The sequence below is a fragment of the Pseudomonas sp. RC2C2 genome, from assembly GCF_018390435.1.
Classification (GTDB): Bacteria; Pseudomonadota; Gammaproteobacteria; order Pseudomonadales; family Pseudomonadaceae; genus Aquipseudomonas; species Aquipseudomonas donghuensis.
Map to the genome: position 1 here is coordinate 159,504 of NZ_JAHBAX010000001.1, position 20,447 is coordinate 179,950.

Annotated in this window: 26 protein-coding genes, 2 tRNA genes and 1 pseudogene; 9 read left to right on the forward strand and 20 right to left on the reverse strand. The window is 61.6% G+C overall.

Annotated elements, in window-relative coordinates; genetic code table 11:
• Positions 1 to 11: 11 nt before the first annotated feature.
• Genes rpmI through thrS form a run of 3 tightly spaced genes read right to left on the reverse strand, consistent with a single transcriptional unit; the run spans position 12 to position 2,740 of the window.
• Positions 12 to 206 (reverse strand): 50S ribosomal protein L35, encoded by a 195-nt coding sequence (gene rpmI, locus KHO53_RS00760; protein WP_009394045.1) that lies wholly within the window; start codon positions 204 to 206, stop codon positions 12 to 14.
• A gap of 60 nt (positions 207 to 266) precedes the next feature.
• Entirely contained in the window at positions 267 to 818 is a 552-nt protein-coding gene (infC, locus tag KHO53_RS00765; RefSeq protein ID WP_174242331.1) for a translation initiation factor IF-3, read from the reverse strand.
• On the reverse strand, positions 818 to 2,740 hold the full coding sequence (gene thrS, locus KHO53_RS00770) for a threonine--tRNA ligase (protein ID WP_010222416.1): 1,923 nt from the start codon (positions 2,738 to 2,740) through the stop codon (positions 818 to 820). The genes infC and thrS overlap by 1 nt, the downstream gene beginning before the upstream one ends.
• Before the next feature lie 143 nt (positions 2,741 to 2,883).
• Here thrS and KHO53_RS00775 point away from each other — a divergent pair, with 143 nt between their 5' ends.
• From KHO53_RS00775 to KHO53_RS00785, 3 genes are all read left to right on the forward strand, one after another.
• The gene (locus KHO53_RS00775) at positions 2,884 to 3,078 is read left to right on the forward strand and encodes a hypothetical protein (protein ID WP_145959287.1); all 195 of its coding nucleotides are present in this window, start codon (positions 2,884 to 2,886) and stop codon (positions 3,076 to 3,078) included.
• Positions 3,079 to 3,123: 45 nt separating this feature from the next.
• Positions 3,124 to 3,420: a hypothetical protein gene (locus KHO53_RS00780; RefSeq protein ID WP_213569849.1), complete on the forward strand. Its 297-nt coding sequence runs from the start codon at positions 3,124 to 3,126 to the stop codon at positions 3,418 to 3,420.
• 160 nt (positions 3,421 to 3,580) lie between these two features.
• Complete coding sequence (locus tag KHO53_RS00785; RefSeq protein ID WP_007956027.1) at positions 3,581 to 3,793, forward strand: cold-shock protein; 213 nt, start codon at positions 3,581 to 3,583, stop codon at positions 3,791 to 3,793.
• Between the two features lie 211 nt (positions 3,794 to 4,004).
• Here the strand turns inward: KHO53_RS00785 and KHO53_RS00790 are convergent, their stop codons facing one another.
• Both KHO53_RS00790 and KHO53_RS00795 read right to left on the reverse strand, forming a co-directional pair.
• On the reverse strand, positions 4,005 to 4,325 hold the full coding sequence (locus KHO53_RS00790; RefSeq protein WP_010222419.1) for an I78 family peptidase inhibitor: 321 nt from the start codon (positions 4,323 to 4,325) through the stop codon (positions 4,005 to 4,007).
• A 130-nt stretch (positions 4,326 to 4,455) separates the two neighbouring features.
• Positions 4,456 to 4,758, reverse strand: a complete 303-nt coding sequence (locus tag KHO53_RS00795; protein WP_010222420.1) for a hypothetical protein — start codon at positions 4,756 to 4,758, stop codon at positions 4,456 to 4,458.
• 191 nt (positions 4,759 to 4,949) lie between these two features.
• On the opposite strand from KHO53_RS00795, the gene KHO53_RS00800 reads away from it, so the two are divergent.
• Positions 4,950 to 5,159 (forward strand): hypothetical protein, encoded by a 210-nt coding sequence (locus tag KHO53_RS00800; protein ID WP_010222421.1) that lies wholly within the window; start codon positions 4,950 to 4,952, stop codon positions 5,157 to 5,159.
• On the opposite strand, the gene KHO53_RS00805 is transcribed toward KHO53_RS00800, so the two are convergent.
• From KHO53_RS00805 to KHO53_RS00835, 7 genes are all read right to left on the reverse strand, one after another.
• Positions 5,131 to 6,102, reverse strand: a complete 972-nt coding sequence (locus KHO53_RS00805) for a nucleoside hydrolase (protein WP_374045212.1) — start codon at positions 6,100 to 6,102, stop codon at positions 5,131 to 5,133. The genes KHO53_RS00800 and KHO53_RS00805 overlap by 29 nt on opposite strands.
• Before the next feature lie 74 nt (positions 6,103 to 6,176).
• The gene (gene rbsD, locus KHO53_RS00810) at positions 6,177 to 6,581 is read right to left on the reverse strand and encodes a D-ribose pyranase (RefSeq protein WP_100782422.1); all 405 of its coding nucleotides are present in this window, start codon (positions 6,579 to 6,581) and stop codon (positions 6,177 to 6,179) included.
• Entirely contained in the window at positions 6,578 to 7,486 is a 909-nt protein-coding gene (gene rbsK / locus KHO53_RS00815) for a ribokinase (RefSeq protein ID WP_213569850.1), read from the reverse strand. Before rbsK ends, rbsD begins: the two co-directional genes overlap by 4 nt.
• A gap of 14 nt (positions 7,487 to 7,500) precedes the next feature.
• A complete protein-coding gene (locus tag KHO53_RS00820; RefSeq protein ID WP_010222426.1) occupies positions 7,501 to 8,523 on the reverse strand; it encodes a LacI family DNA-binding transcriptional regulator in 1,023 nt (340 codons plus the stop codon).
• 4 nt (positions 8,524 to 8,527) lie between these two features.
• Positions 8,528 to 9,520, reverse strand: a complete 993-nt coding sequence (locus tag KHO53_RS00825; RefSeq protein ID WP_213569851.1) for an ABC transporter permease — start codon at positions 9,518 to 9,520, stop codon at positions 8,528 to 8,530.
• On the reverse strand, positions 9,517 to 11,067 hold the full coding sequence (locus KHO53_RS00830) for a sugar ABC transporter ATP-binding protein (RefSeq protein ID WP_213569852.1): 1,551 nt from the start codon (positions 11,065 to 11,067) through the stop codon (positions 9,517 to 9,519). The genes KHO53_RS00825 and KHO53_RS00830 overlap by 4 nt, the downstream gene beginning before the upstream one ends.
• Positions 11,068 to 11,118: 51 nt before the next feature.
• Positions 11,119 to 12,075, reverse strand: coding sequence for a sugar ABC transporter substrate-binding protein (locus KHO53_RS00835; protein WP_213569853.1), 957 nt, complete (start codon positions 12,073 to 12,075; stop codon positions 11,119 to 11,121).
• A 335-nt stretch (positions 12,076 to 12,410) separates the two neighbouring features.
• Here KHO53_RS00835 and KHO53_RS00840 point away from each other — a divergent pair, with 335 nt between their 5' ends.
• The 3 genes from KHO53_RS00840 (at position 12,411) to KHO53_RS00850 (ending at position 14,633) form a co-directional block, all read left to right on the forward strand.
• Positions 12,411 to 13,499 (forward strand): asparaginase, encoded by a 1,089-nt coding sequence (locus KHO53_RS00840; RefSeq protein ID WP_010222430.1) that lies wholly within the window; start codon positions 12,411 to 12,413, stop codon positions 13,497 to 13,499.
• A gap of 165 nt (positions 13,500 to 13,664) precedes the next feature.
• Positions 13,665 to 13,934 (forward strand): DUF1654 domain-containing protein, encoded by a 270-nt coding sequence (locus tag KHO53_RS00845; RefSeq protein ID WP_213569854.1) that lies wholly within the window; start codon positions 13,665 to 13,667, stop codon positions 13,932 to 13,934.
• Positions 13,935 to 13,940: 6 nt separating this feature from the next.
• Positions 13,941 to 14,633 (forward strand): endonuclease, encoded by a 693-nt coding sequence (locus KHO53_RS00850; protein WP_159388910.1) that lies wholly within the window; start codon positions 13,941 to 13,943, stop codon positions 14,631 to 14,633.
• A 3-nt stretch (positions 14,634 to 14,636) separates the two neighbouring features.
• Here KHO53_RS00850 and KHO53_RS00855 read toward each other — a convergent pair whose 3' ends face one another.
• The 5 genes from KHO53_RS00855 to KHO53_RS00875 all read right to left on the reverse strand — a co-directional run bounded on the left by KHO53_RS00855 (position 14,637) and on the right by KHO53_RS00875 (position 16,684).
• Positions 14,637 to 15,062, reverse strand: coding sequence for a bifunctional (p)ppGpp synthetase/guanosine-3',5'-bis(diphosphate) 3'-pyrophosphohydrolase (locus tag KHO53_RS00855; protein ID WP_010222434.1), 426 nt, complete (start codon positions 15,060 to 15,062; stop codon positions 14,637 to 14,639).
• Positions 15,063 to 15,075: 13 nt separating this feature from the next.
• Positions 15,076 to 15,591, reverse strand: a complete 516-nt coding sequence (locus KHO53_RS00860) for a GNAT family N-acetyltransferase (protein ID WP_010222435.1) — start codon at positions 15,589 to 15,591, stop codon at positions 15,076 to 15,078.
• Between the two features lie 54 nt (positions 15,592 to 15,645).
• The gene (locus tag KHO53_RS00865; RefSeq protein WP_100782418.1) at positions 15,646 to 16,215 is read right to left on the reverse strand and encodes an SPOR domain-containing protein; all 570 of its coding nucleotides are present in this window, start codon (positions 16,213 to 16,215) and stop codon (positions 15,646 to 15,648) included.
• Between the two features lie 155 nt (positions 16,216 to 16,370).
• A tRNA-Val gene (locus tag KHO53_RS00870) sits at positions 16,371 to 16,447 on the reverse strand.
• A 160-nt stretch (positions 16,448 to 16,607) separates the two neighbouring features.
• Positions 16,608 to 16,684 (reverse strand) — tRNA-Val (locus KHO53_RS00875).
• A gap of 186 nt (positions 16,685 to 16,870) precedes the next feature.
• On the opposite strand from KHO53_RS00875, the gene KHO53_RS00880 reads away from it, so the two are divergent.
• Positions 16,871 to 18,154: an NAD(P)/FAD-dependent oxidoreductase gene (locus tag KHO53_RS00880; protein ID WP_010222437.1), complete on the forward strand. Its 1,284-nt coding sequence runs from the start codon at positions 16,871 to 16,873 to the stop codon at positions 18,152 to 18,154.
• Positions 18,155 to 18,182: 28 nt separating this feature from the next.
• Here the strand turns inward: KHO53_RS00880 and KHO53_RS00885 are convergent.
• Positions 18,183 to 18,921: pseudogene (locus KHO53_RS00885) on the reverse strand (peptidase C39 family protein).
• 161 nt (positions 18,922 to 19,082) lie between these two features.
• Here KHO53_RS00885 and KHO53_RS00890 point away from each other — a divergent pair.
• Positions 19,083 to 19,259, forward strand: a complete 177-nt coding sequence (locus KHO53_RS00890) for a hypothetical protein (RefSeq protein WP_010222439.1) — start codon at positions 19,083 to 19,085, stop codon at positions 19,257 to 19,259.
• 127 nt (positions 19,260 to 19,386) lie between these two features.
• Here KHO53_RS00890 and KHO53_RS00895 read toward each other — a convergent pair whose 3' ends face one another.
• Both KHO53_RS00895 and KHO53_RS00900 read right to left on the reverse strand, forming a co-directional pair.
• Positions 19,387 to 20,136 (reverse strand): TerC family protein, encoded by a 750-nt coding sequence (locus KHO53_RS00895; RefSeq protein ID WP_010222440.1) that lies wholly within the window; start codon positions 20,134 to 20,136, stop codon positions 19,387 to 19,389.
• A 32-nt stretch (positions 20,137 to 20,168) separates the two neighbouring features.
• Positions 20,169 to 20,411, reverse strand: coding sequence for a hypothetical protein (locus tag KHO53_RS00900; RefSeq protein ID WP_010222442.1), 243 nt, complete (start codon positions 20,409 to 20,411; stop codon positions 20,169 to 20,171).
• Positions 20,412 to 20,447 lie beyond the last annotated feature (36 nt).

Here is a 20,447-nt window from a genome sequence, read left to right on the forward strand (position 1 = left end):
TTTGACCGAAATTAACGTACGCGCAGCATGCGCTCGACTTTTGCAACGTCCGACGGGTGCAGCAGGCTGCTACCACGCAGTTGACGCTTACGCTTGGTCGACATTTTGGTCAGGATGTGGCTCTTGAAAGCGTGCTTGTGCTTGAAGCCCGAAGCGGTTTTCAAGAAACGCTTCGCTGCACCGCTTTTGGTTTTCATTTTTGGCATGTTCGGATACTCCGCATTCAGTTGATAAACATAACCGCAAGGCCTGCCGTGCCCTGGTGGTTATTTCTTTTTCTTGGGTGCGATGACCATGATCAGCTGGCGTCCTTCCATCTTAGGATGCTGTTCGACGGAACCGTATTCCAAAAGGTCAGTTTCGACCCGCTTCAACAGTTCCATACCCAGCTCCTGGTGGGCCATCTCACGACCGCGAAATCTCAAGGAAATCTTGGCCCTGTCCCCATCACTCAGGAAACGTACCAGGTTGCGTAGTTTTACCTGGTAATCCCCCTCCTCCGTCCCTGGACGAAACTTGATTTCTTTAATCTGGACCTGCTTCTGATTCTTCTTGGCCTCGTTGGCTTGCTTCTTCTTTTCGAAGAGGTGCTTGCCGTAGTCCATGACTTTGCAGACAGGCGGTACTGCGTCGGCAGAGATCTCTACCAGGTCCAGCTTCGCTTCTTCAGCGATACGAAGCGCTTCATCAATCGAGACGATGCCAATCTGCTCGCCGTCAGCGCCAATTAACCGAACCTCGCGTGCCGAGATATTCTCGTTGATCGGGGCCTTCGGTGCAGCTCGTTTATCGTTTCTCATTTCACGCTTAATAGTAATTACTCCGATTCTTGGCGACCACGCCGGGAAACCGCTTGAGCGAGGAATTCAGCGAATTGAGCGACGGGCATCGAGCCCAGGTCAGCGCCTTCACGAGTACGCACAGCGACGGTTTGCGTTTCGACTTCGCGATCCCCTATAACCAAAAGGTAAGGGACCTTGAGCAAAGTATGCTCGCGGATTTTAAAGCCGATTTTCTCATTTCTCAAGTCGGACTTGGCACGGAACCCGCTTTCATTGAGAGTTTTTTCAACATTCTGGGCGAATTCGGCCTGCTTGTCGGTGATATTCATGATCACCGCCTGGGTTGGCGCGAGCCAGGCCGGGAATGCACCTTCGTAATGCTCGATGAGAATTCCGACGAAACGCTCGAACGAACCGAGGATTGCACGGTGCAGCATCACCGGATGCTTGCGGCCGTTGTCTTCGGAGACGAATTCGGCGCCCAGACGGATCGGCAGGTTGAAGTCGAGCTGCAGGGTACCACACTGCCACACGCGACCCAGGCAATCCTTCAGCGAGAACTCGATCTTCGGCCCGTAGAAGGCACCTTCGCCCGGCTGCAGGTCGTACGGCAGGCCGGCGCTGTCGAGGGCGGCGGCCAGTGCGGCTTCGGCGCGATCCCACAGCTCATCGGAACCGACGCGCTTTTCAGGGCGGGTCGAGAGCTTCATTTCGATGTCCTTGAAGCCGAAGTCGGCGTAGACATCCATGGTCAGCTTGATGAACGCGGCGGATTCGGACTGCATCTGCTCTTCGGTGCAGAAGATGTGCGCGTCGTCCTGGGTGAAGCCACGTACACGCATGATGCCGTGCAGCGCACCCGACGGCTCGTTACGGTGGCAGGCACCGAACTCGGCCAGACGCAGCGGCAGCTCGCGGTAGCTCTTCAGGCCCTGGTTGAACACCTGCACGTGGCATGGGCAGTTCATCGGCTTGATGGCGTAGTCGCGGTTTTCCGACTGGGTGGTGAACATGTTGTCGGCGTAGTTGGCCCAGTGGCCAGACTTTTCCCACAGCGAACGGTCAACAACCTGCGGAGTCTTGATCTCCAGGTAGCCGTTCTCGCGCTGCACCTTGCGCATGTACTGTTCCAGTACCTGGTACAGGGTCCAGCCGTTCGGGTGCCAGAACACCATGCCCGGCGCTTCTTCCTGGAGGTGGAACAGGCCCAGGCGCTTGCCGATCTTGCGGTGGTCGCGTTTTTCGGCTTCTTCGATGCGCTGAATGTAAGCAGCCAGCTGCTTCTTGTCGGCCCAGGCGGTGCCGTACACGCGCTGCAGCTGCTCGTTTTTAGCGTCGCCGCGCCAGTAGGCGCCGGACAGCTTGGTCAGCTTGAAGGATTTCAGGAAACGGGTGTTCGGCACGTGCGGGCCGCGGCACATGTCGACGTATTCTTCGTGGTAGTACAGGCCCATGGCCTGTTCATCCGGCATGTCCTCGACCAGGCGCAGCTTGTAGTCTTCGCCGCGGGCCTTGAACACGTCGATCACTTCGGCGCGCGGCGTGACCTTCTTGATGACGTCGTATTCGGTGTCGATCAGCTGCTGCATGCGCTGCTCGATCGCCGCCATGTCTTCGGGCGTGAAAGGACGCTCGTAGGCGATGTCGTAATAGAAGCCTTCGTCGATGACCGGACCGATGACCATGCGCGCAGTCGGGTACAGCTGCTTGACCGCGTGGCCGACCAGGTGGGCGCACGAGTGACGGATGATCTCCAGCCCCTCTTCGTCCTTGGGCGTGATGATTTGCAGGCTGGCATCGTTTTCGATCAGGTCGCAGGCGTCGACCAGCTTGCCGTCGACCTTGCCGGCGACGGTGGCTTTAGCGAGGCCCGCACCAATGGATGCGGCGACTTCGGCAACCGAAACTGCCTTGTCGAATGAACGTTGACTGCCATCGGGAAGAGTAATAATGGGCATGGCGCCTCCTCTCCTAGTGGTGACCCCTACCAAAGGTCACGTGGGTTGGGATGAGCCAGTACGCGATCCGCCCCTGTCTTTGCACAAGCAAAGCCTGCCTCACAGTGGCAGAAGCCCGAAGGCCTGCCAGGGAACGAACCAGAGTGACTGGAATAGTAAAAAAACAGTTGGGAGCTGCAAGCCGCAAGCTGCAAGAAAAAGCCGGCGGCGAGCTCAAGCCACGCATGCTAGCACAAAGCTTTCGGGCGATTGCGGGCAGATTGACCGGCTGGGCAGAAATATTCGGAAAATATGCCTTGGCGGTGAACTTGCGCGGATTTTTTCCGCTCAGAGTTTGAGAAGCGTCCTACTCTTGTGAGACTCGACCCCAAGGAGTGTTGGTTATGCGACTTCAGTCTCTTCTGGCCCTGGCGACTGCATCTGCCCTGCTGCTGCCGCTGGGAGCCCATGCTGGCAAGCTACCCGCCAACTACCAGACGACCTGCGTAACGCAGGCGCAGAAGCAAGGCCTGGCACAGGATAAAGCCGAACAGCACTGCAAATGCGCCGGAGACGTGCTCGAAAAAAATCTCAGCGACAAGGAGATCAAGGACCTGGATACCTTGCAGGATGGCGTAGATGCAGCGGTAATGGAACGCGCGCAAAAAAATATTGCAGCGGTCTGCGGCCCGAAAAAATAGGGCCTTTCGCCAGTTATCCATCGCTAATTTGCTCCAGATCAGCATTCTGCGAAGGTAAAAGGGGCTACAAGCCCATAATTAGACTATGATGGTCGGCGTGCACCCTGTTGGCCTCGGCAACACCGCACTACTGAAAATCATGTTTCCTGGAGATACACCCATGTCTAATCGCCAAACCGGCACCGTAAAATGGTTCAACGATGAGAAAGGCTTCGGCTTCATCACTCCACAAGGTGGCGGCGACGACCTGTTCGTTCACTTCAAGGCTATCGAAACCGACGGTTTCAAAAGCCTGAAGGAAGGCCAGACTGTCTCCTTCGTTGCCGAAAAAGGCCAGAAGGGCATGCAGGCTGCACAAGTTCGTCCAGAGTAAGATCTGACCGAATAAAAAAACCCGTCCTTGTGGCGGGTTTTTTTGTGCCTGTATTTTGGGGCTGAAGGGCGTTTCTCTGTGGGAGCGGGCTTGCCCCGCGATCGGGCGCGAAGCGACCGTAATCCAGGCGCCACCTGATGTGTCAGCCGCACTGCCTCATCGCGGGGCAAGCCCGCTCCCACCACAGACAGTTGCTCCCACAGAGACCGTGTTAGCCGCAGTTCACGCGGGTAACCACGCCTTTTTCGTCGGCGTTGAGGTTCAGGCGCTCGGAGCGGTACTCCAGGGTCATGACGTCGTGAGGCTTGAGCACACGGGCCAGTTGCGAGCCGCTGGCTTTGCGCGCCTGCTCGAGCAACTCGGGGGTGGCCGGCTTGCCGATGGCGAACTCGGCGCCGCTGGCCTGGCAACGGCCATCGGTATTGGCGGCAACGTCTTCCGGGGCCTTCGACGAAGAGCCACCCGTGCTGCTGCAACCTGCCAGTACGGCGACAGCCAACAGGCTTGCCAATGATGCACGCGTGCGGAACATGAATCCTCCTTAAATACTTGAATGCTGCCTATGTGACAGCACTCCTGGTTTTTCGTTGCAAAACCGGGCCATTGTGCCCGAGCCAGAGCGCTCAGGGCCAAGTGCAATCGTGACCGGATTTTGCACGATCTCAATACAGATCGATGTAATCACTGGCAGGTTTCGGCCAGTTATTCTTCAGGGCGTTGTACACCTGCCGTATCCAGCGCTCGTCGTCGGCCACTTGCGGGCCGACGCAACCGGAGCCCGCAGCCCAGGTTTCCAGACGAAAGGCCAGGCCGTCCAGCTCACGGCCACCGGTGACCTGGGACAACCAGGCAATGCCGGCGCGACTGACCCGCAGCTGATTGTGTACCGCGCCATTTCCGGCCACCAGCAGGGCCCGCACGTTGTCGAGGGTAAAGTCGTTGGGGTTGGTCAAATCGATCTGCACTGCGCTGTCCCGGCAAGCTAAAACACCGTTAGTTTGCCACGACCCTGTGCTTATGCCTAAGTCGCAGTGCGCGGCAGGTGGCGCCCATGATTTACTGCAAACATCGGCGGAGCGCAGGCCAGCCTCCCCTTCAAACGCCAGGGCCCGGCATTTGAACCGACAGCGCGCGCAGTTTTCTTTCGAGATTGATCATGACAAGCCACACCATCGATGCCGACATCAAGGTCAAATGGCCCGAGGGCCAGAGCGCCTACAGCCCGGCCAGCGCCGAGGAGTTGATGCTGATCGCGGTCGACCTGCTGGTCAAAGACCTGGGCCACGACGGCGCACGCAGCTACATCGACCAGGTCTTCGAACGTTACGCCCATACGGCTACGGCAGACGCGCCAGGCGGCTACTGAGCAGGTCGAAAAAGCCCTGGGCATCGCCGTCGGCGATCCAGGTGACGTTCGCCGGCTGCTTCAAGGCCCCGTACCAGTCAGTGATGGTCTGGCCAAAGGTCGGCCCATCACGGCTGTCGACCTGCATGAATACCTGGCGCCCCGTGAACAGTTCGGGCTTAAGCAGGTAAGCGATTACCGTGGTGTCATGCACCGGCCCACCTGGGATGCCATAGTGCTTCATGTCGGCCTTGACGTAGGCGTTGAGAATATCCACCACGCGCTTGCTGGCCGCATTGTTCAGGCTGGCGATCTGTTTCAGCCGGGCCTCACTGGTCAGCACCTTGTGGGTGACGTCCAGCGGCAGGTAGGTCAGCTTGACCCCACTCTTGAGCACCACTTCGGCAGCATGGGGGTCGGCGAACAGGTTGAACTCGGCCACCGGGGTGATATTGCCGCCGTTGAAGTGGGCACCGCCCATGACCACCACTTCCTTGATGCCGTTGACGATTTCTGGCGCCTCGATCAGCGCCAGGGCCAGGTTGGTCTGCGGCCCGAGCATGGCCACGGTGATGCTGTGCGGCTTGGCGCTGCTCAAGGTGTCGATCAGGTAGCGCACCGCATTGCCGTTGGCCAGCCCCTTCTGCGGCTCGCTGACCGTGACACCGGGCAAACCTTCTTCACCGTGGATGTCGGCGGCGTAGATCGGCGTGCGCAGCAGCGGCCTGGGCGCCCCCGCATACACCGGAATCTCTTCGCGCCCGGCCCACTCCCGGGCCAGGCGGGCATTGCGCGAGGTCTTTTCCAGGCGCACGTTGCCCGCCACGGTGGTGATGGCGCGGATTTTCAGCTCATCAGGCGAAGCCATGGCCAGGAACAGCGCCACCACATCATCGGCGCCAGGGTCGGTATCAATAATCAGGTCAATGGGCGCGGCTTGGGCGCCAGCCGACAGCATGGACATCAGCAGTACTCCTTGGAGCAATCGTTTGGCACAGCTCAACATAAGACACGTCCTTATGGTCAGAGGGAAAAGCGCTAGAAGGTCACCCCGGCAACCAGCGCGATGTTGCTGTAGGGCTGGCACTCACCGGTGCGTACGATAGCGCGGGCACTGCGGCTCAACTGCTTGAACTCGTCATGGCTGAGCAAGCGCCGGGCGCCCAACTCGCCCTGGGCCGCCAACTGTTCGACCGTTGCCAGGCCCGGCGGCTGATGCTGGAGGATTTCGTTCGCCAGCACGTGGCTTTCGACCTGCATTTCACTCAGCACCACCCGCAGGGTGCTGGCGAAATCAGGAACACCCGGCGTCAACGCCAGGTCGATCAGTTCCACCCCCGGCGGCACCGGCAGGCCGGCGTCGCCGATCAGCAGGATGTCACCATGGCCAAGGGAGGCGACCAGGCGCGACAAGGCGATGTTGAGCAACGGAGTCTTCTTCATGGCTGCAGCTCGGCAAGGTGTGGAATCGAAGGCTGCGCACCGGCGCGGGTGACCGACAGCGCCGCCGCGCGCTGGCCGAAGGCGATGGCTGCGCCCTCCTCTTCGCCGCGCGCCAGGGCCGCGGCGAAACCGCCAACAAAGGTGTCGCCGGCCGCCGTGGTGTCCACGGGTTGCACCACCGGCGCGGAGAAATGCCTGAACGCCTGGCCATCGGCAAACAACGCACCCTGGGCCCCCAGGGTAACGATCACCTTGCCCACACCCAATGCCAACAAGCGCGTGGCGGCAACCTTGGCGCTTTCCAGGTCAGTGACCGGCACACCGCTCAGGGCCTCGGCTTCGCTTTCATTGGGGATCAGGTAGTCAATGCTGGCAAACCATTCGGCCGGCAGCGGGCCGCTGGCGGGCGCCGGATTGAGGATCACGGTTTTACCCAGCGCCCTGCCCCGCTCAAGGGTGTAGGCGACGGTCGCCATGGGCACTTCCAACTGGCAGATGATCACGTCGGCGTGTTGCAGCAAGGCATCAAAACGCTGCACTGACTCGGGCAGCAACTGGCCGTTACCACCGGCAATGATGACGATGGCGTTCTGGCTGGCGGCATCCACCACGATCAGCGCCACGCCACTGGACACACCGGCAGCAACGCCCACCGCCTGGCAGTCGATCTGTTCATCGGCCAGGGCCTGACGCAATTGCTGGCCATAGGCATCGTCACCGACGCAGCCGACCATCGCCACCTGCGCCCCCAGGCGCGCCGCCGCCACCGCCTGGTTGGCCCCCTTGCCACCGGGCACCGTGACGAAGGTTTCACCCACCAGGGTTTCGCCGCCGCGCGGCAAGCGCTGGGCGCGCGTTACCAGGTCCATGTTCAGGCTACCTACCACTACTACATTGGCGTGCATGTGCGGGCTCGTTCTCAGCGGTAATCATTGAAAAGGTCGGGGCGCGGCGCAGTCGACTCACGCAGGACGATGCTCGGCGCGACAATGCGCTGCTCCGGCGCGCCGCGCAGCGGTTCGGCAATACGCCGCAGCAGCAGTTCGGCGGCGTTTTCACCGAGCTCGCGGATCGACTGGCCGACGGTGGTCAACGCCGGGAACACGTACTGGCTGATCTGGATATCGTCGAAGCCGATCACCGACAGCTCGCTGGGCACGCAGATGTTGCGTTCGGCAGCGGCGCGCAATACACCGATGCCGATCATGTCGTTGCCAGCGAAGATCGCCGTCGGCCGCTCGCCTTCGAGCAGCAGCGCCGCCGCAGCATAACCGCCGAGGCTGGTGAAATCGCTGCTCAGCAGCCAGTCCTGACGTGGAGTAACGCCGGCCTCGGCCAGCGCCCGATGGAAACCGGCCAGGCGCAACTGGGCAACGCTGGTGCTGGCCGGGCCGCCGATGCAGGCGATGTCGCGATGGCCCAGGTCCAGCAGGTGCCGGGTGGCCAGGTAAGCACCCTGCTCATGGTCGATGCGTACCAGGTCGGCGGCCACGCCCTCCAGGGCACGGTCGACGATGACCATCGGCGTGCGCACGCTGGCCAGGCTGTCGAGCAGGTCGCGGTCTTCGCCGACCGAGGCGACGATCAGGCCGTCAATGCGCTTTTCCAGCAGCACGCGCAGATAGCTGCGCTGCTTTTGCGGGTTGTCGTCGGAGTTGCAGAGGATCACGCAGTAGCCGTTGCGCTCGCAGCCGTCCTCGATCCCCCGGGCCAGTTCGGCGAAGTACGGGTTGACGCTGTTGGGCACCAGCAGGCCGATGGTTGCGGTGCTGCGCGCCTTGAGCGAGCGGGCCACGGCGCTGGGCACGTAGTCGAGCTCGGCAATGGCCGCCTCGACCTTGAGGCGCACCGGCTCACTGACCGGGCGGGTCTTGTTCAGTACATGGGACACGGTGGTGTAGGAAATCCCCGCCAGTGCCGCGACATCTTTGATGGTAGCCATTGTTTCAGTTCCGCCTGCGCGCGCGCCGGCTGCGGTAAGTGTCGAGGACCACGGCGATGACGATCACCGCCCCGGTGATGATGCGCTTGGTCGGTTCCGAGGCGCCGATCTGCGCCAGGCCTGCGGCCAGCACCGAGATGATCAGCACGCCGAAAAAGGTGCTGATCACCGAACCGCGCCCGCCCATCAGGCTGGTGCCGCCGATCACCACCGCGGCGATCACCTGCAGTTCCAAGCCGGAGCCGGCATTGGGGTCGGCGGCCTCCAGGCGGGAAATCTGGAACAGCGCGGCGAGGCCCGCGAGCAGGCCCATCAACGAGAACACCAGGATCTTGTAGGGGCGCGGATCGATACCGGCCAGGCGCACTGCTTCTTCGTTGGTGCCAATACCGATCAGGTAGCGGCCGAACACCGTGCGCGTGAGTACCAGTTGGGCGAGGATGATTACCAGCAAGGCAATCAGGAACGACGGCGACACGCCAAAGGCCAGGGGGTTGGACAGCCAGGCAAAGGCATCACCGATGTAGGCGGTGCGCGAATCGGTCAATTGATAGGCCATGCCCCGGGCCATTTCCAGCACGCCGAGGGAAACAATGAACGACGGGATGCGCCAGACCACGGTGATCGAACCGGTGATGCTGCCGGCCAGCGCCGCCACCGCCATGCCGAGCAGGGCCGCGGGCATCACGCTCCAGCCCCAGCCGAGCATCGCCACGCTGACCGCCGACCCGGCCAGGGCCAGCACCGAGCCCACCGACAGGTCGATGCCGCCGATGATCAGCACGAAGGTCATGCCCACCGCCAGCACCATCAGATCGGGAATCTGGTTGGCCAGGGTGCTGAAGGTGGCATACGACAGAAAGTGACTACTCAAAAACGAGAACAGTACGATCATCGCCAGCAAGGCGCCGGCCAGGCCCAGGTAGGTACCCAGGCCAAAGTAGGTGCCGCTGCGCTTGGCGCTCGGGGCGGCGGTGTCCAGTTGCGTGGTTTTCATGGGGTTGTCCTGGGCGCCGCTTCATGCAGCAACGCATCACGTTTCTGATAGCCGGCAAAGGCCGCGGCCAGTAATTGGTCCTGGGTCCAGCTGTCGCGCTCGAAGGTGTCGATCAGGCGCCCGGCGCTGAGCACGCCAATGCGGTCGCAGATCAGCATCAGCTCGCGCAGGTCGCTGGACACCACCACCAGCGCCTTGCCCTGGCGCGCCAGTTCGGCCAAGAGGCCGTAGATGTCGAACTTGGCGCCCACGTCGATGCCGCGGGTCGGTTCGTCGAACAGCAGCACTGAACAGTCGCGCTCCAGCCAGCGGCCGATCACCACCTTCTGCTGGTTGCCGCCCGACAACTCGCCGACCACCTGCTCGGGGCTGGAACTGCGGATGCGCATGGCGGCGATCTGCCGTTCGGCCAGTTCGCGCTCGGCACCTTTGTCGACCACGCCCGCGCGGGAAATCGCCGGCAGGTTGCCCAGGGCGATATTGGCACTGATCGACTGGCTCAACAGCAGGCCTTCGCCCTTGCGGTCTTCGGTGATCAGGGCAATGCCCTGGCGCACCGCAGCCACAGGCGAGTCGACCCGCACCGGGCGCAACGGGCTGCCCAGCTCGATGCTGCCGCTGTCGGCGCGGTCGGCGCCGTAGATCAGCCGCAGCAGCTCAGTGCGCCCGGCACCGATCAGGCCGGAGATACCGAAAATCTCGCCGCTGCGCACCTCGAACGAGACATCCTTGACCTTGCCGCTGCGGGTCAGGCCGTTGACCTTGAGGATCGGCGCGCCGATGTTGCGCACGCCCAGGTCGATATGTTCGCCCAGCTCGCGGCCGACCATCAGGTTGACCAGTTGCTCGCTGTTGTAACGCTGCATCGGCTCGACACACACCAGCTTGCCATCGCGCAGCACGGCAATGCGCTGGGCGATGCGCTTGAGTTCTTCAAGGCGATGGGAGATATAAATGATGGCGACGCCGCGCTGCTGCAAGCGCTCGATCTGGCTGAACAGCAGCTCCACCTCGCGGGCGGTAAGCATCGCCGTGGGCTCGTCGAAGATCAGCACATGGCAGTCGCCGATCAGGTTGCGGGCGATCTCGACCATCTGCTGATGGCCGATGCCCAGCTCGCCGACCGGGGTATCCGGGTCGATGGCGTCCAGGCCGACCTGGGCCATGGCCGCCACCGCCAGCTGGCGCAGGCGCTTGCGGTTGATCCAGCCGGCACGCCCGGGCAAATTGTCGAGAAACAGGTTCTCGGCCACGGTCAGGGTTGGCAGCAGGTTGAGTTCCTGCATGACCATGCGCACGCCCAGCCGCTCGGCGGCGGCGCGGCTGCCCGGTTGGTAAGGCTGGCCCTGATAGAGCATCTGCCCGGTGGTGGGCACTTCGAGGCCGCCGATGATCTTCGACAGGGTGCTCTTGCCCGCGCCATTTTCGCCAGTCAGGGCCAGCACTTCGCCCCGGCGCAGGCTCAGGTCGATATCGCCGAGCACCGGCTGGGCGTAGGTCTTGCCGATCGCGCTGACTGAAAGTACGACATCCGCAGTCGCTGACATTGCCTGTTCTCCTGGCGCCCGCCGCACGGCGGACGCCCATCATGCGACTACTTAGTGGGTGACCAGCTCGACCGGCGTCTGGATGACGTTGTCGGCGTCGACGTCGGTTTTTTCGCCCTTGAGCATCTTCAGTGCCGCCTCGATGCCGAACACTGCCTGCTTGGCGGCGTACTGGTCGGCGGTGGCGAGCACGCGGCCATCCTTGAGCATCGGCTTGATGGCGTTGATGTTGTCGTAACCGACTACCTGCACCTGGCCGGCCTTGCCCGCTGCGCGCACCGCGGAAACCGCACCGAGGGCCATGCTGTCGTTGCCGGCCAGCAGGGCTTTGAGGTCAGGATTGGCGTTGAGCATGGCGGCGGCGACGGCATTGCCCTTGGCAATTTCCCAGTCGCCCGACTGCACCGAGACGACCTTGATCTGCGCCGCTTGCATCGCATCCTTGAAGCCGGCGGTGCGCTGCTGGGCGTTGGTGGTGGTCGAGACGCCCTCGATGATGGCGACCTGGTCACCGGCCTTGAGCTTCTGCTTGGCCAGGTATTCACCGACCAGGCGTGCGCCCTTGCGGTTGTCGGGGCCTACGAACGGCACGCTGAGGTTCTTGCTCTTGAGCACCTCGGGGTCGAGGCGGTTGTCGATGTTGATCACGGTGATGCCAGCGTCCATGGCCTTTTTCACCACCGGCACCAGGGCCTTGGAGTCGGCCGGGGCGATGACCAGGGCATTGACCCCGGAGACGATCATCTGCTCGACGATACGGATCTGGTTGCCGGCATCGGTCTCGTCCTTGATGCCGTTGGATACCAGTTCGAATTCAGTGGCGTGGTCTTTCTGGTAGGCCTTGGCGCCGTCTTCCATGGTCAGGAAGAATTCGTTGGCCAGCGACTTCATCACCAGCGCGACTTTGGGCTTGGCTTCGTCGGCCAGGGCTTGGGAAAAGGGGGTGGCGAGGGTCAGCGAGGACAGAACGGCGAGCGCCAGCAGGCGTCCAGCAAAGGGCAGCTTCATGGGTTTACTCCGGATCTTATGATTTTTATCGGGTCGCAAACGTTTGCTTTAACTCACTATGAGAACGTCACCCGGTTTTGTCAAATTCGCTGCCGGAGACCACCTGGTCAGTGCTCGTAGGAATTATCCTAAAAACAACCGGAAAACCGAACACCTCTTGTACACAATATTCGGAATTCCGAATAGGAAAATGCTCCGTCCGCGCATCACCGACTCTTCTAAGCCCATGAAAATCAATAGAATCAAGATGAAAACCGACGAGCGGCAGTTCTGGTATGAAACCTGCTCCCTTGAGCGCGTTACACAGCAAACTCCAGCCAGAAGAGAAATCAACGATGAAAGCTGCGCTTAATTCCTTCGTTCCGGGCGCTATGGCCCTGCTGCTGTTAATGCCCGCAGGCGTCAACGCCAAGGAAGTCGAAAACCAACAGAAACTCGCCAACGTGGTGATCCTCGCCACCGGCGGCACCATTGCCGGCGCCGGCGCCAGCACCGCCAACAGCGCGACCTACCAGGCCGCCAAAGTCGGTGTCGACAAGCTGATCGCCGGCGTTCCGGAACTGGCCACCCTGGCTAACGTGCGCGGCGAACAAGTGCTGCAGATCGCTTCCGAAAGCATCAGCAACGAAAACCTGCTGCAACTGGGCAAGCGCGTTGCGGAACTGGCCGAGAGCAAGGACGTCGACGGCATCGTCATCACCCACGGTACCGATACCCTGGAAGAGACCGCCTACTTCCTCAACCTGGTCGAAAAAACCGACAAGCCAATCGTCGTGGTCGGCTCCATGCGCCCAGGTACCGCCATGTCGGCTGACGGCATGCTCAACCTGTACAACGCCGTGGCCGTTGCCAGCAACAAGGATTCGCGCGGCAAAGGCGTGCTGGTCACCATGAACGACGAGATTCAGTCGGGCCGTGATGTCAGCAAGGCCGTGAACATCAAGACCGAAGCCTTCAAGAGCCAATGGGGCCCGCTGGGCATGGTCGTGGAAGGTAAATCCTACTGGTTCCGCCTGCCGGCCAAGCGTCACACCGCCGATTCGGAATTCGACATCAAGAAAATCAGCAGCCTGCCTGCCGTGGACATCGCCTACGGCTATGGCAACGTCACTGATACCGCCTACAAGTCGCTGGCACAAAATGGCGCCAAGGCAATCATCCACGCTGGCACCGGCAATGGCTCGGTATCGTCCCGCGTAGCGCCTACCCTGCAGGAACTGCGCAAACAAGGCGTGCAGATCATTCGCTCGTCCCACGTCAATGCTGGCGGCTTCGTGCTGCGCAACGCCGAACAGCCTGACGACAAGAACGACTACGTCGTCGCTCACGACCTGAACCCGCAAAAAGCCCGCATCCTGGCCATGGTCGCCCTGACCAAGACCCAAGACAGCAAAGAGCTGCAGCGGATCTTCTGGGAATACTGATCCAGTCCCCCCAAAGCGCTTGCCCGCCCTGTAGGACGGGCAAGCCTGCCTCCCCTACCCTCGCAAAAAATACTTTAAACAGACCGCAGCAAACCGCGCGGTTTGCGGTCACATGCGCTCTTTCACCGACGAGCTGTTGCGAAATTGCTTACAGTAAAATACTGTATGCACATACAGCTAAAAAAGGAACGCTTCGTGGCCACCACTTCCTCCCCTGCCAGCAGTTACGAGCAACTGGGCATCCGCATCCAGAAAATCATCAACGCCCCCACCGCGCAAAAAGCCCGCGCCGCGCTGATCTTCCGCCTGGAGCACGAATCGCCTGAAGACTGGGCGACCCTGCTCGAGGAAATCGCCGAGAACGACAACGTCACCCTCGCCTACCGCGACGACGGTGGCGTGCAGATTTTCTGGGTTGTGCCGAAGGAAGATTGAAAGCGCATGAGATTTCCGTTTTTTGCAGTAGCTTGCCTGTTGTTCAGTGTCACCACCGCCCACGCCGATGCACCACGTACCTTCAGCGAAGCCAAGAAGGTCGCCTGGCGCCTGTATGCTCCGCAGTCCACCGAGTTCTACTGCGGCTGCAAGTACACCGGTAACAAGGTCGATTTGCAGGCCTGCGGTTATGTGCCGCGCAAAAATGCCAACCGCGCCTCGCGCATCGAATGGGAGCATATCGTCCCCGCCTGGCAGATCGGCCATCAGCGCCAGTGCTGGCAAAGCGGCGGGCGCAAGAACTGCTCGCGCAACGACAAGGTCTACCAGCGCGCCGAGGCCGACCTGCACAACCTGGTGCCGAGCATTGGCGAGGTCAATGGCGATCGCAGCAACTTCAGCTTCGGCTGGCTGCCCGAGCAGCGCGGGCAATACGGTTCGTGCCTGACCCAGGTGGACTTCAAGGCCAAGAAGGTCATGCCGCGGCCGTCGATTCGCGGGATGATCGCGCGCACCTACTTCTATATGAGCAAGCAGTACAGCCTCAAGCTGTCCAAACAGGACCGCCAGCTGTACGAAGCCTGGAACAAGACCTACCCGCCGCAGCCCTGGGAACGCCAGCGCAACCAACGGGTGGCCTGTGTGATGGGCCACGGCAACGAGTTCGTCGGCCCGGTGAACCTCAGCGCTTGCGGTTGAGGCTCAGGCCAGCGCCTGCAGGTAGGCGCTGGCCTGCTGGTAACGGGCCAGACGGGCGATGTCGTCGGGGCCGGGAACGGCAATGCGCGACAGGTCGCTGTTGTCGGCAAGATCGGCCAGCTTGACCACACGCGCCAGCGGATCATCACCGACACGCACAACGAACGCCTCGTAGCTTTCGTCATCGCGCCGGCTTAGCGCCTGCACCGCAGCGAGAATCTTCAGGGCAAAGCCTTCGCGGGCCAGGTCCGAGAGCGTCATCGGCGAATCCTCGAGCACGTCGTGGAGCACCGCGACAATGCGCTGCTCGGGCGTCGAGACCCTGAGCATCACCCGCAACGGATGCAGGATATAAGCTGCCCCGCCTTTGTCGTGCTGCCCCTCATGTGCCCTCGCCGCCACCGCAATGGCCCGCTCCAGCGTAGACATATGGCCCTCCTGCTCAGCATTGATGTCGTCGCAGACGCGCCATGCTGTAAACATCGATCAACTCACCGTCACGCATAGCATAGTCAATCAATTGACCTTCCACCGCAAAGCCGAAGCGCTTGTACAAGGCAAGCGCCGGTTGATTGTCGGTGTACACGGTCAACTCGACCCGCTGCAGGCCCATCCAGTTGTCGGCCACCTCCAGCACCGCCTCAAGCAGCCGGCTGCCGACACCCTGGCCTTGCCAGGCGGGCGCCACGCCCATGCCGATCCCGCCACAGTGGGCACGGCGGATGCGGGCGTATTGTTCCAGCGAACAACTGCCGATGACTTCGCCCTGGTGCAGCGCCACCAGAAACAGCATCCGTTCGTTGTCCAGGCTCAGTCGCTTGCGCCAGATCTCTGCTGACTGGTAAGGCATCTGCAGCACCTGGCGCGCCACCCGCGGGTCGTTGTACAGCGCGGTCAGGCCCTCGACATGCTGTTCGGTACAACGCTGCAGGGTAATGGCGGCGGATGAATCACTCATGACGGCTCTCCTTGCGTATGAGCCGCCAGTGTACGAGGCGCTTGAAGCCGCTGGCTAGCGCGGGGCGTCGTGCTGGATGACGATCGAGTCGGTGCCCAGGCGCGCCATGACATCGGCTTGCTGAGCCTCAGCTTGAGCCTTGTCCGGATAAGGGCCGAGCAGCACCACCGGCTTGCCGTTGCGGTAGACCACCGAGGACGGGATCTGTTTTTCGATCAGGCGTGCGGTCATGTCACTCAGGGCGCCCATGTTCGCACCTTGGACGATCTCGACATCCCAGCCTTGTGGCGCAGGCTGGTCGGCCGCAGCATCGGCGGCGCGCTGCAGGTCGGCACCGCCGCACTGCTCACGGATACGCAGGTTGCTGCCCTGCTCGGCGATGATGATTTCATAGCCGCTGGCCTGCTTGAGGGCTACGTAGCTGCGGTACGGCACAAAGGCGCCGGCGTCGTCTTTGCCGCGCACCTGGCCGCAAATGGTGCCTTGCTGGTCGATTCGCACGTTGGCGAACTTGGCTGTCTTGGGGTTCTGCAGGTGTTCGGCCACCTGCTTGTGCACGCCTTCGACTTCGTTCTCGCAACCGGCCAGAGCCAGCACCGCCATTACCACCGCCACTTTGCGCACGCGTCTATCTCCTGAATGCAAGCGGCGGATTTTAGCATTCTTGGCTGGCCTTTAGGGCCCTATCGCGGGGCAAGCCCGCTCCTACAGCTGAAATGCAAAAAGGGCGACCCTTGCGGATCGCCCTTTTTGTTACCACACAGCAGTGTGGATTTATTTGGTAGGCACAATTGGATTCGAACCAACGACCCCCACCATGTCAAGGTGGTGCTCTAACCAACTGAGCTATGTGCCTGCTGTGGGGCGCATAATACGCAGGTCTTTAACCTTCGTAAAGCGAAATTTCATAAAAAAATCAGCAGCTTTGCTTTGCCAGGCAAAATTGCCCAGAAACAAAAAAGGCGACCCTTGCGGATCGCCTTTTTTGTGTACCGCCAGCAGGGGCGGATTTGATTTGGTAGGCACAATTGGACTCGAACCAACGACCCCCACCATGTCAAGGTGGTGCTCTAACCAACTGAGCTATGTGCCTGCTGTGGGGCGCATTCTACGCAATCGACGAACAGTGTCAACTCTTTTTTTAACGCTAAGCCACTGAATAACAAAAGTATTTGCGAAAACCCGGGGTAAAGGATTTTCAACACACGACTAGCGGGTGTTTATTATTATTGATAGCATCGGTACAGTCGTAAAAAATATAAAACAGAGGTTTCGCAGCATGGCCAATACCCCCTACCCTCAGTCCTACTACGCCGCATCGGCCAATCCGGTTCCGCCGCGCCCGGCGCTGCAGGAAGAGGTACAGACCGATGTCTGCGTGATCGGTGCCGGCTACACCGGCTTGTCCAGCGCCCTGTTCCTGCTTGAGAGCGGTTTCAAGGTTACCGTGCTCGAAGCCGCCAAGGTCGGTTTCGGCGCCTCGGGCCGCAACGGCGGCCAGATCGTCAACAGCTATAGCCGCGACATCGACGTCATCGAACGTACCGTCGGCCCCAAGCAGGCGCAACTGCTGGGCCACATGGCGTTCGAGGGCGGGCGCATCATCCGTGAGCGCGTGGCCAAATACAACATTCAGTGCGACCTCAAAGACGGTGGCGTATTCGCCGCCCTGACCGCCAAGCAGATGGGCCACCTGGAATCGCAAAAGCGCCTGTGGGAACGCTTCGGCCACACCCAGCTGGAACTGATGGACCAGAAGCGCATCCGTGAAGTAGTCGACTGCGACCAGTACATCGGCGGCATGCTCGACATGAGCGGCGGCCACATCCACCCGCTGAACCTGGCCCTGGGCGAAGCCGCCGCAGTCGAGTCGCTGGGCGGCAAGATCTACGAACAATCGCCCGCCATCCGCATCGAGCGCGGCGCCAACCCGGTGGTGCACACCCCACAAGGTAAAGTGCGCGCCAAGTTCATCATCGTTGCCGGTAACGCCTACCTCGGCGGCCTGGTGCCGGAACTGGCGGCCAAGTCGATGCCGTGCGGCACCCAGGTGATCACCACTGAGCCACTGGGCGAAGACCTGGCGCGCAGCCTGCTGCCGCAAGACTACTGCGTCGAAGACTGCAACTACCTGCTCGACTACTACCGCCTGACCGGCGACAAGCGCCTGATCTTCGGCGGTGGCGTGGTGTACGGCGCCCGTGACCCGGCCAACATCGAAGCGATCATCCGCCCGAAAATGCTCAAGGCTTTCCCGCAGCTCAAGGACGTGAAGATCGACTACGCCTGGACCGGCAACTTCCTGCTGACCCTGTCGCGCCTGCCGCAAGTGGGCCGCCTGGGCGACAACATCTATTACTCCCAGGGTTGCAGTGGCCACGGCGTCACCTACACCCACCTGGCGGGCAAGGTGCTGGCCGAAGCCCTGCGTGGCCAGGCCGAGCGTTTCGACGCCTTCGCCGAGCTGCCGCACTACCCGTTCCCGGGTGGCCAACTGCTGCGCGTGCCGTTCAGCGCCCTGGGCGCCTGGTACTACAGCCTGCGCGACCGCCTGGGCTTCTAAGCTCCCCCGCCCGACCCGGCCTGCGCCGTCATTGCCCCAGGGCGCTGACGGCCTGCCGGGCCGCTTGTTCCTGGCCCGCCTGGGCCAGGTCATTGGCCGCTTTCAGCCAGCGCTGACGGTCAACCTGGGCAGGCAACTGGCCCGGTTGCTGGAGCAGCACCGCCCAACTCCCCTGCTTCTGCCAGGCTGATTCGAAGTCATCGAATTCCATCAGCAGGCGCCGGTTCGTCCCCGCCCGCAACAACACCCGCTGCTTGTAGCGGTCGTAGCCGACCAGCAAGGCATAGCGCGGCTCGCTCCAGAACGCCGAACCCTCCTGAAAACGCAGCAACACCGGATTGCCCACCGCCACTTGCGCCAGCAAGGCGTCCAGGCGTGGGTCGAGCGGATAAACGACCATGCCGTACTCGCGGCCAACCCGCTGGATCGAGTCTTCAAGCTTGTCGATGTTGTGCGGCAGGCCCAACGGTTTGTCGAGCAGCCCCGGGGTGATACGCACGCCCTGTTGCGACAGCAATGCCGCCAAGGCCATCGACGCACTCTGGTTGGCTTCGCCACGGTAGAACGGTACCGAGCCGATCTCGACCCGTTGCGGCAGGCTTTTAAGCTGGGACGGCGGCTGGCTGGCGCAACCGGCCAGGGCCAGGCTCACCGCGCAGGCGGCCAGCAGGCGCCGTGGGGTGAAGCCGATTAGGGAAGTCAGTGGAGGCATGAACACTCGCTCGATGACGGCCGGCAGCCACTGCCCGGCCCTGAGCGCTGATCATAGGCTGGCCAGCGTCCGGGGTATAGCCCGACACAGGCTTAGAACAAAGCGGCCCAAGCGGCTAGACCATCGGTCAATAGCCTGCAACATGCAAAGGGCTAGACTGAACAGGTGTCCGCGTGGCGAGCCTTGTTGCCTTGGCGCGGACGTGAGGAGGCAGACATGAGCCTGACAATGGCAATCCTGATGCTGGTCGGCGCCTGGTTGAGCGTCGCTGCCGCCATGCTCTGGGGAGTGTTGCGCATCGCCCGGCGTCACCATCCGCACCATCGTATTCAGCCTGAAGGCAAAGACGCGGTGCCGGTGCGGCGTAGTCGCCGGCATGCCGGGGCGCATTAGATTCATAGCTGGCATAACGCACTGTGGGAGCTGGCTTGCCAGCGATGCGGACACCGCGCAGTCACAAGCACCGCGCTGATCCCATCGCCGGCAAGGCCGGCTCCCACAGTTTCTACTTCAGCAATTATTAAGCTTCAGTAGCCTCGCGCTTCAAGCGCGCCCGGCGCGACATGATGTTCAGCACTTCGATCGCCGTCGAGAAGGCCATCGCCGCATACACATAACCCTTAGGCACGTGAGCACCGAAACCTTCGGCGATCAGGGTCATGCCGATCATGATCAAGAAGCCCAGGGCCAGCATTACCACGGTCGGGTTGTCGTTGATGAACTTGGCCAGCGGGTCGGCGGCCACCAGCATCACGATCACGGCACTGATCACGGCGATGATCATGATCGGCAGGTGCTCGGTCATGCCCACGGCGGTGATGATGCTGTCGATCGAGAAGACGATGTCCAGCACCAGGATCTGACCGATCGCTGCGGCAAAGCCCAGGGTGATGGTCGAAGACGCCTTGGCTTCAGCCTGGGCACGCGGGTCGACGCTCTCGTGGATTTCCTTGGTCGCTTTCCACAGCAGGAACAGGCCACCGGCGACGAGGATCATGTCCTTCCAGGAGAAGGTATGGCCGAACACATCGACCACCGGCTCGGTGAGCTGGACAATCCAGGCCACGGTGCTGAGCAGGCCCAGGCGCATCACCAGCGCCATGCTGATACCAATGCGCCGCGCCTTGGAGCGGTAGGCCTCAGGCAACTTGTTGGTCAGGATCGAGATGAAGATCAGGTTGTCGATACCGAGGACGATCTCCATGGCCACCAGGGTGGCCAGGGCGACCCAGGCAGTCGGGCTTGCAGCGAGTTCCAACAAGTATTCCATGAATCAAATCCTGCATCGGGGTAAGGGGTGGGTCAGATGTCCTGGGCGCTGGCGTCGCGCTCGGGTTTGCCGGCCTTGTCGCTGCCTTCGGAGCCGGTGGCTTCGCTCAGGGCCTGCTGGGCGGCTTCGTTGGTTTTGTCGATGGCCTCCTTGGCCGACTCCGCCGCCTGGTTGAGCATCTGCTGGGCGGACTTTTCCGCCTGCTCGCAACCGCTCATGGCCAGCAGGGCCAGCAGCAACACCAGGGGTGTACCGATGGATTTGACGTGCAGCATCTGTGGATCTCCGTGCAATTGATCGGTGCTCATTCA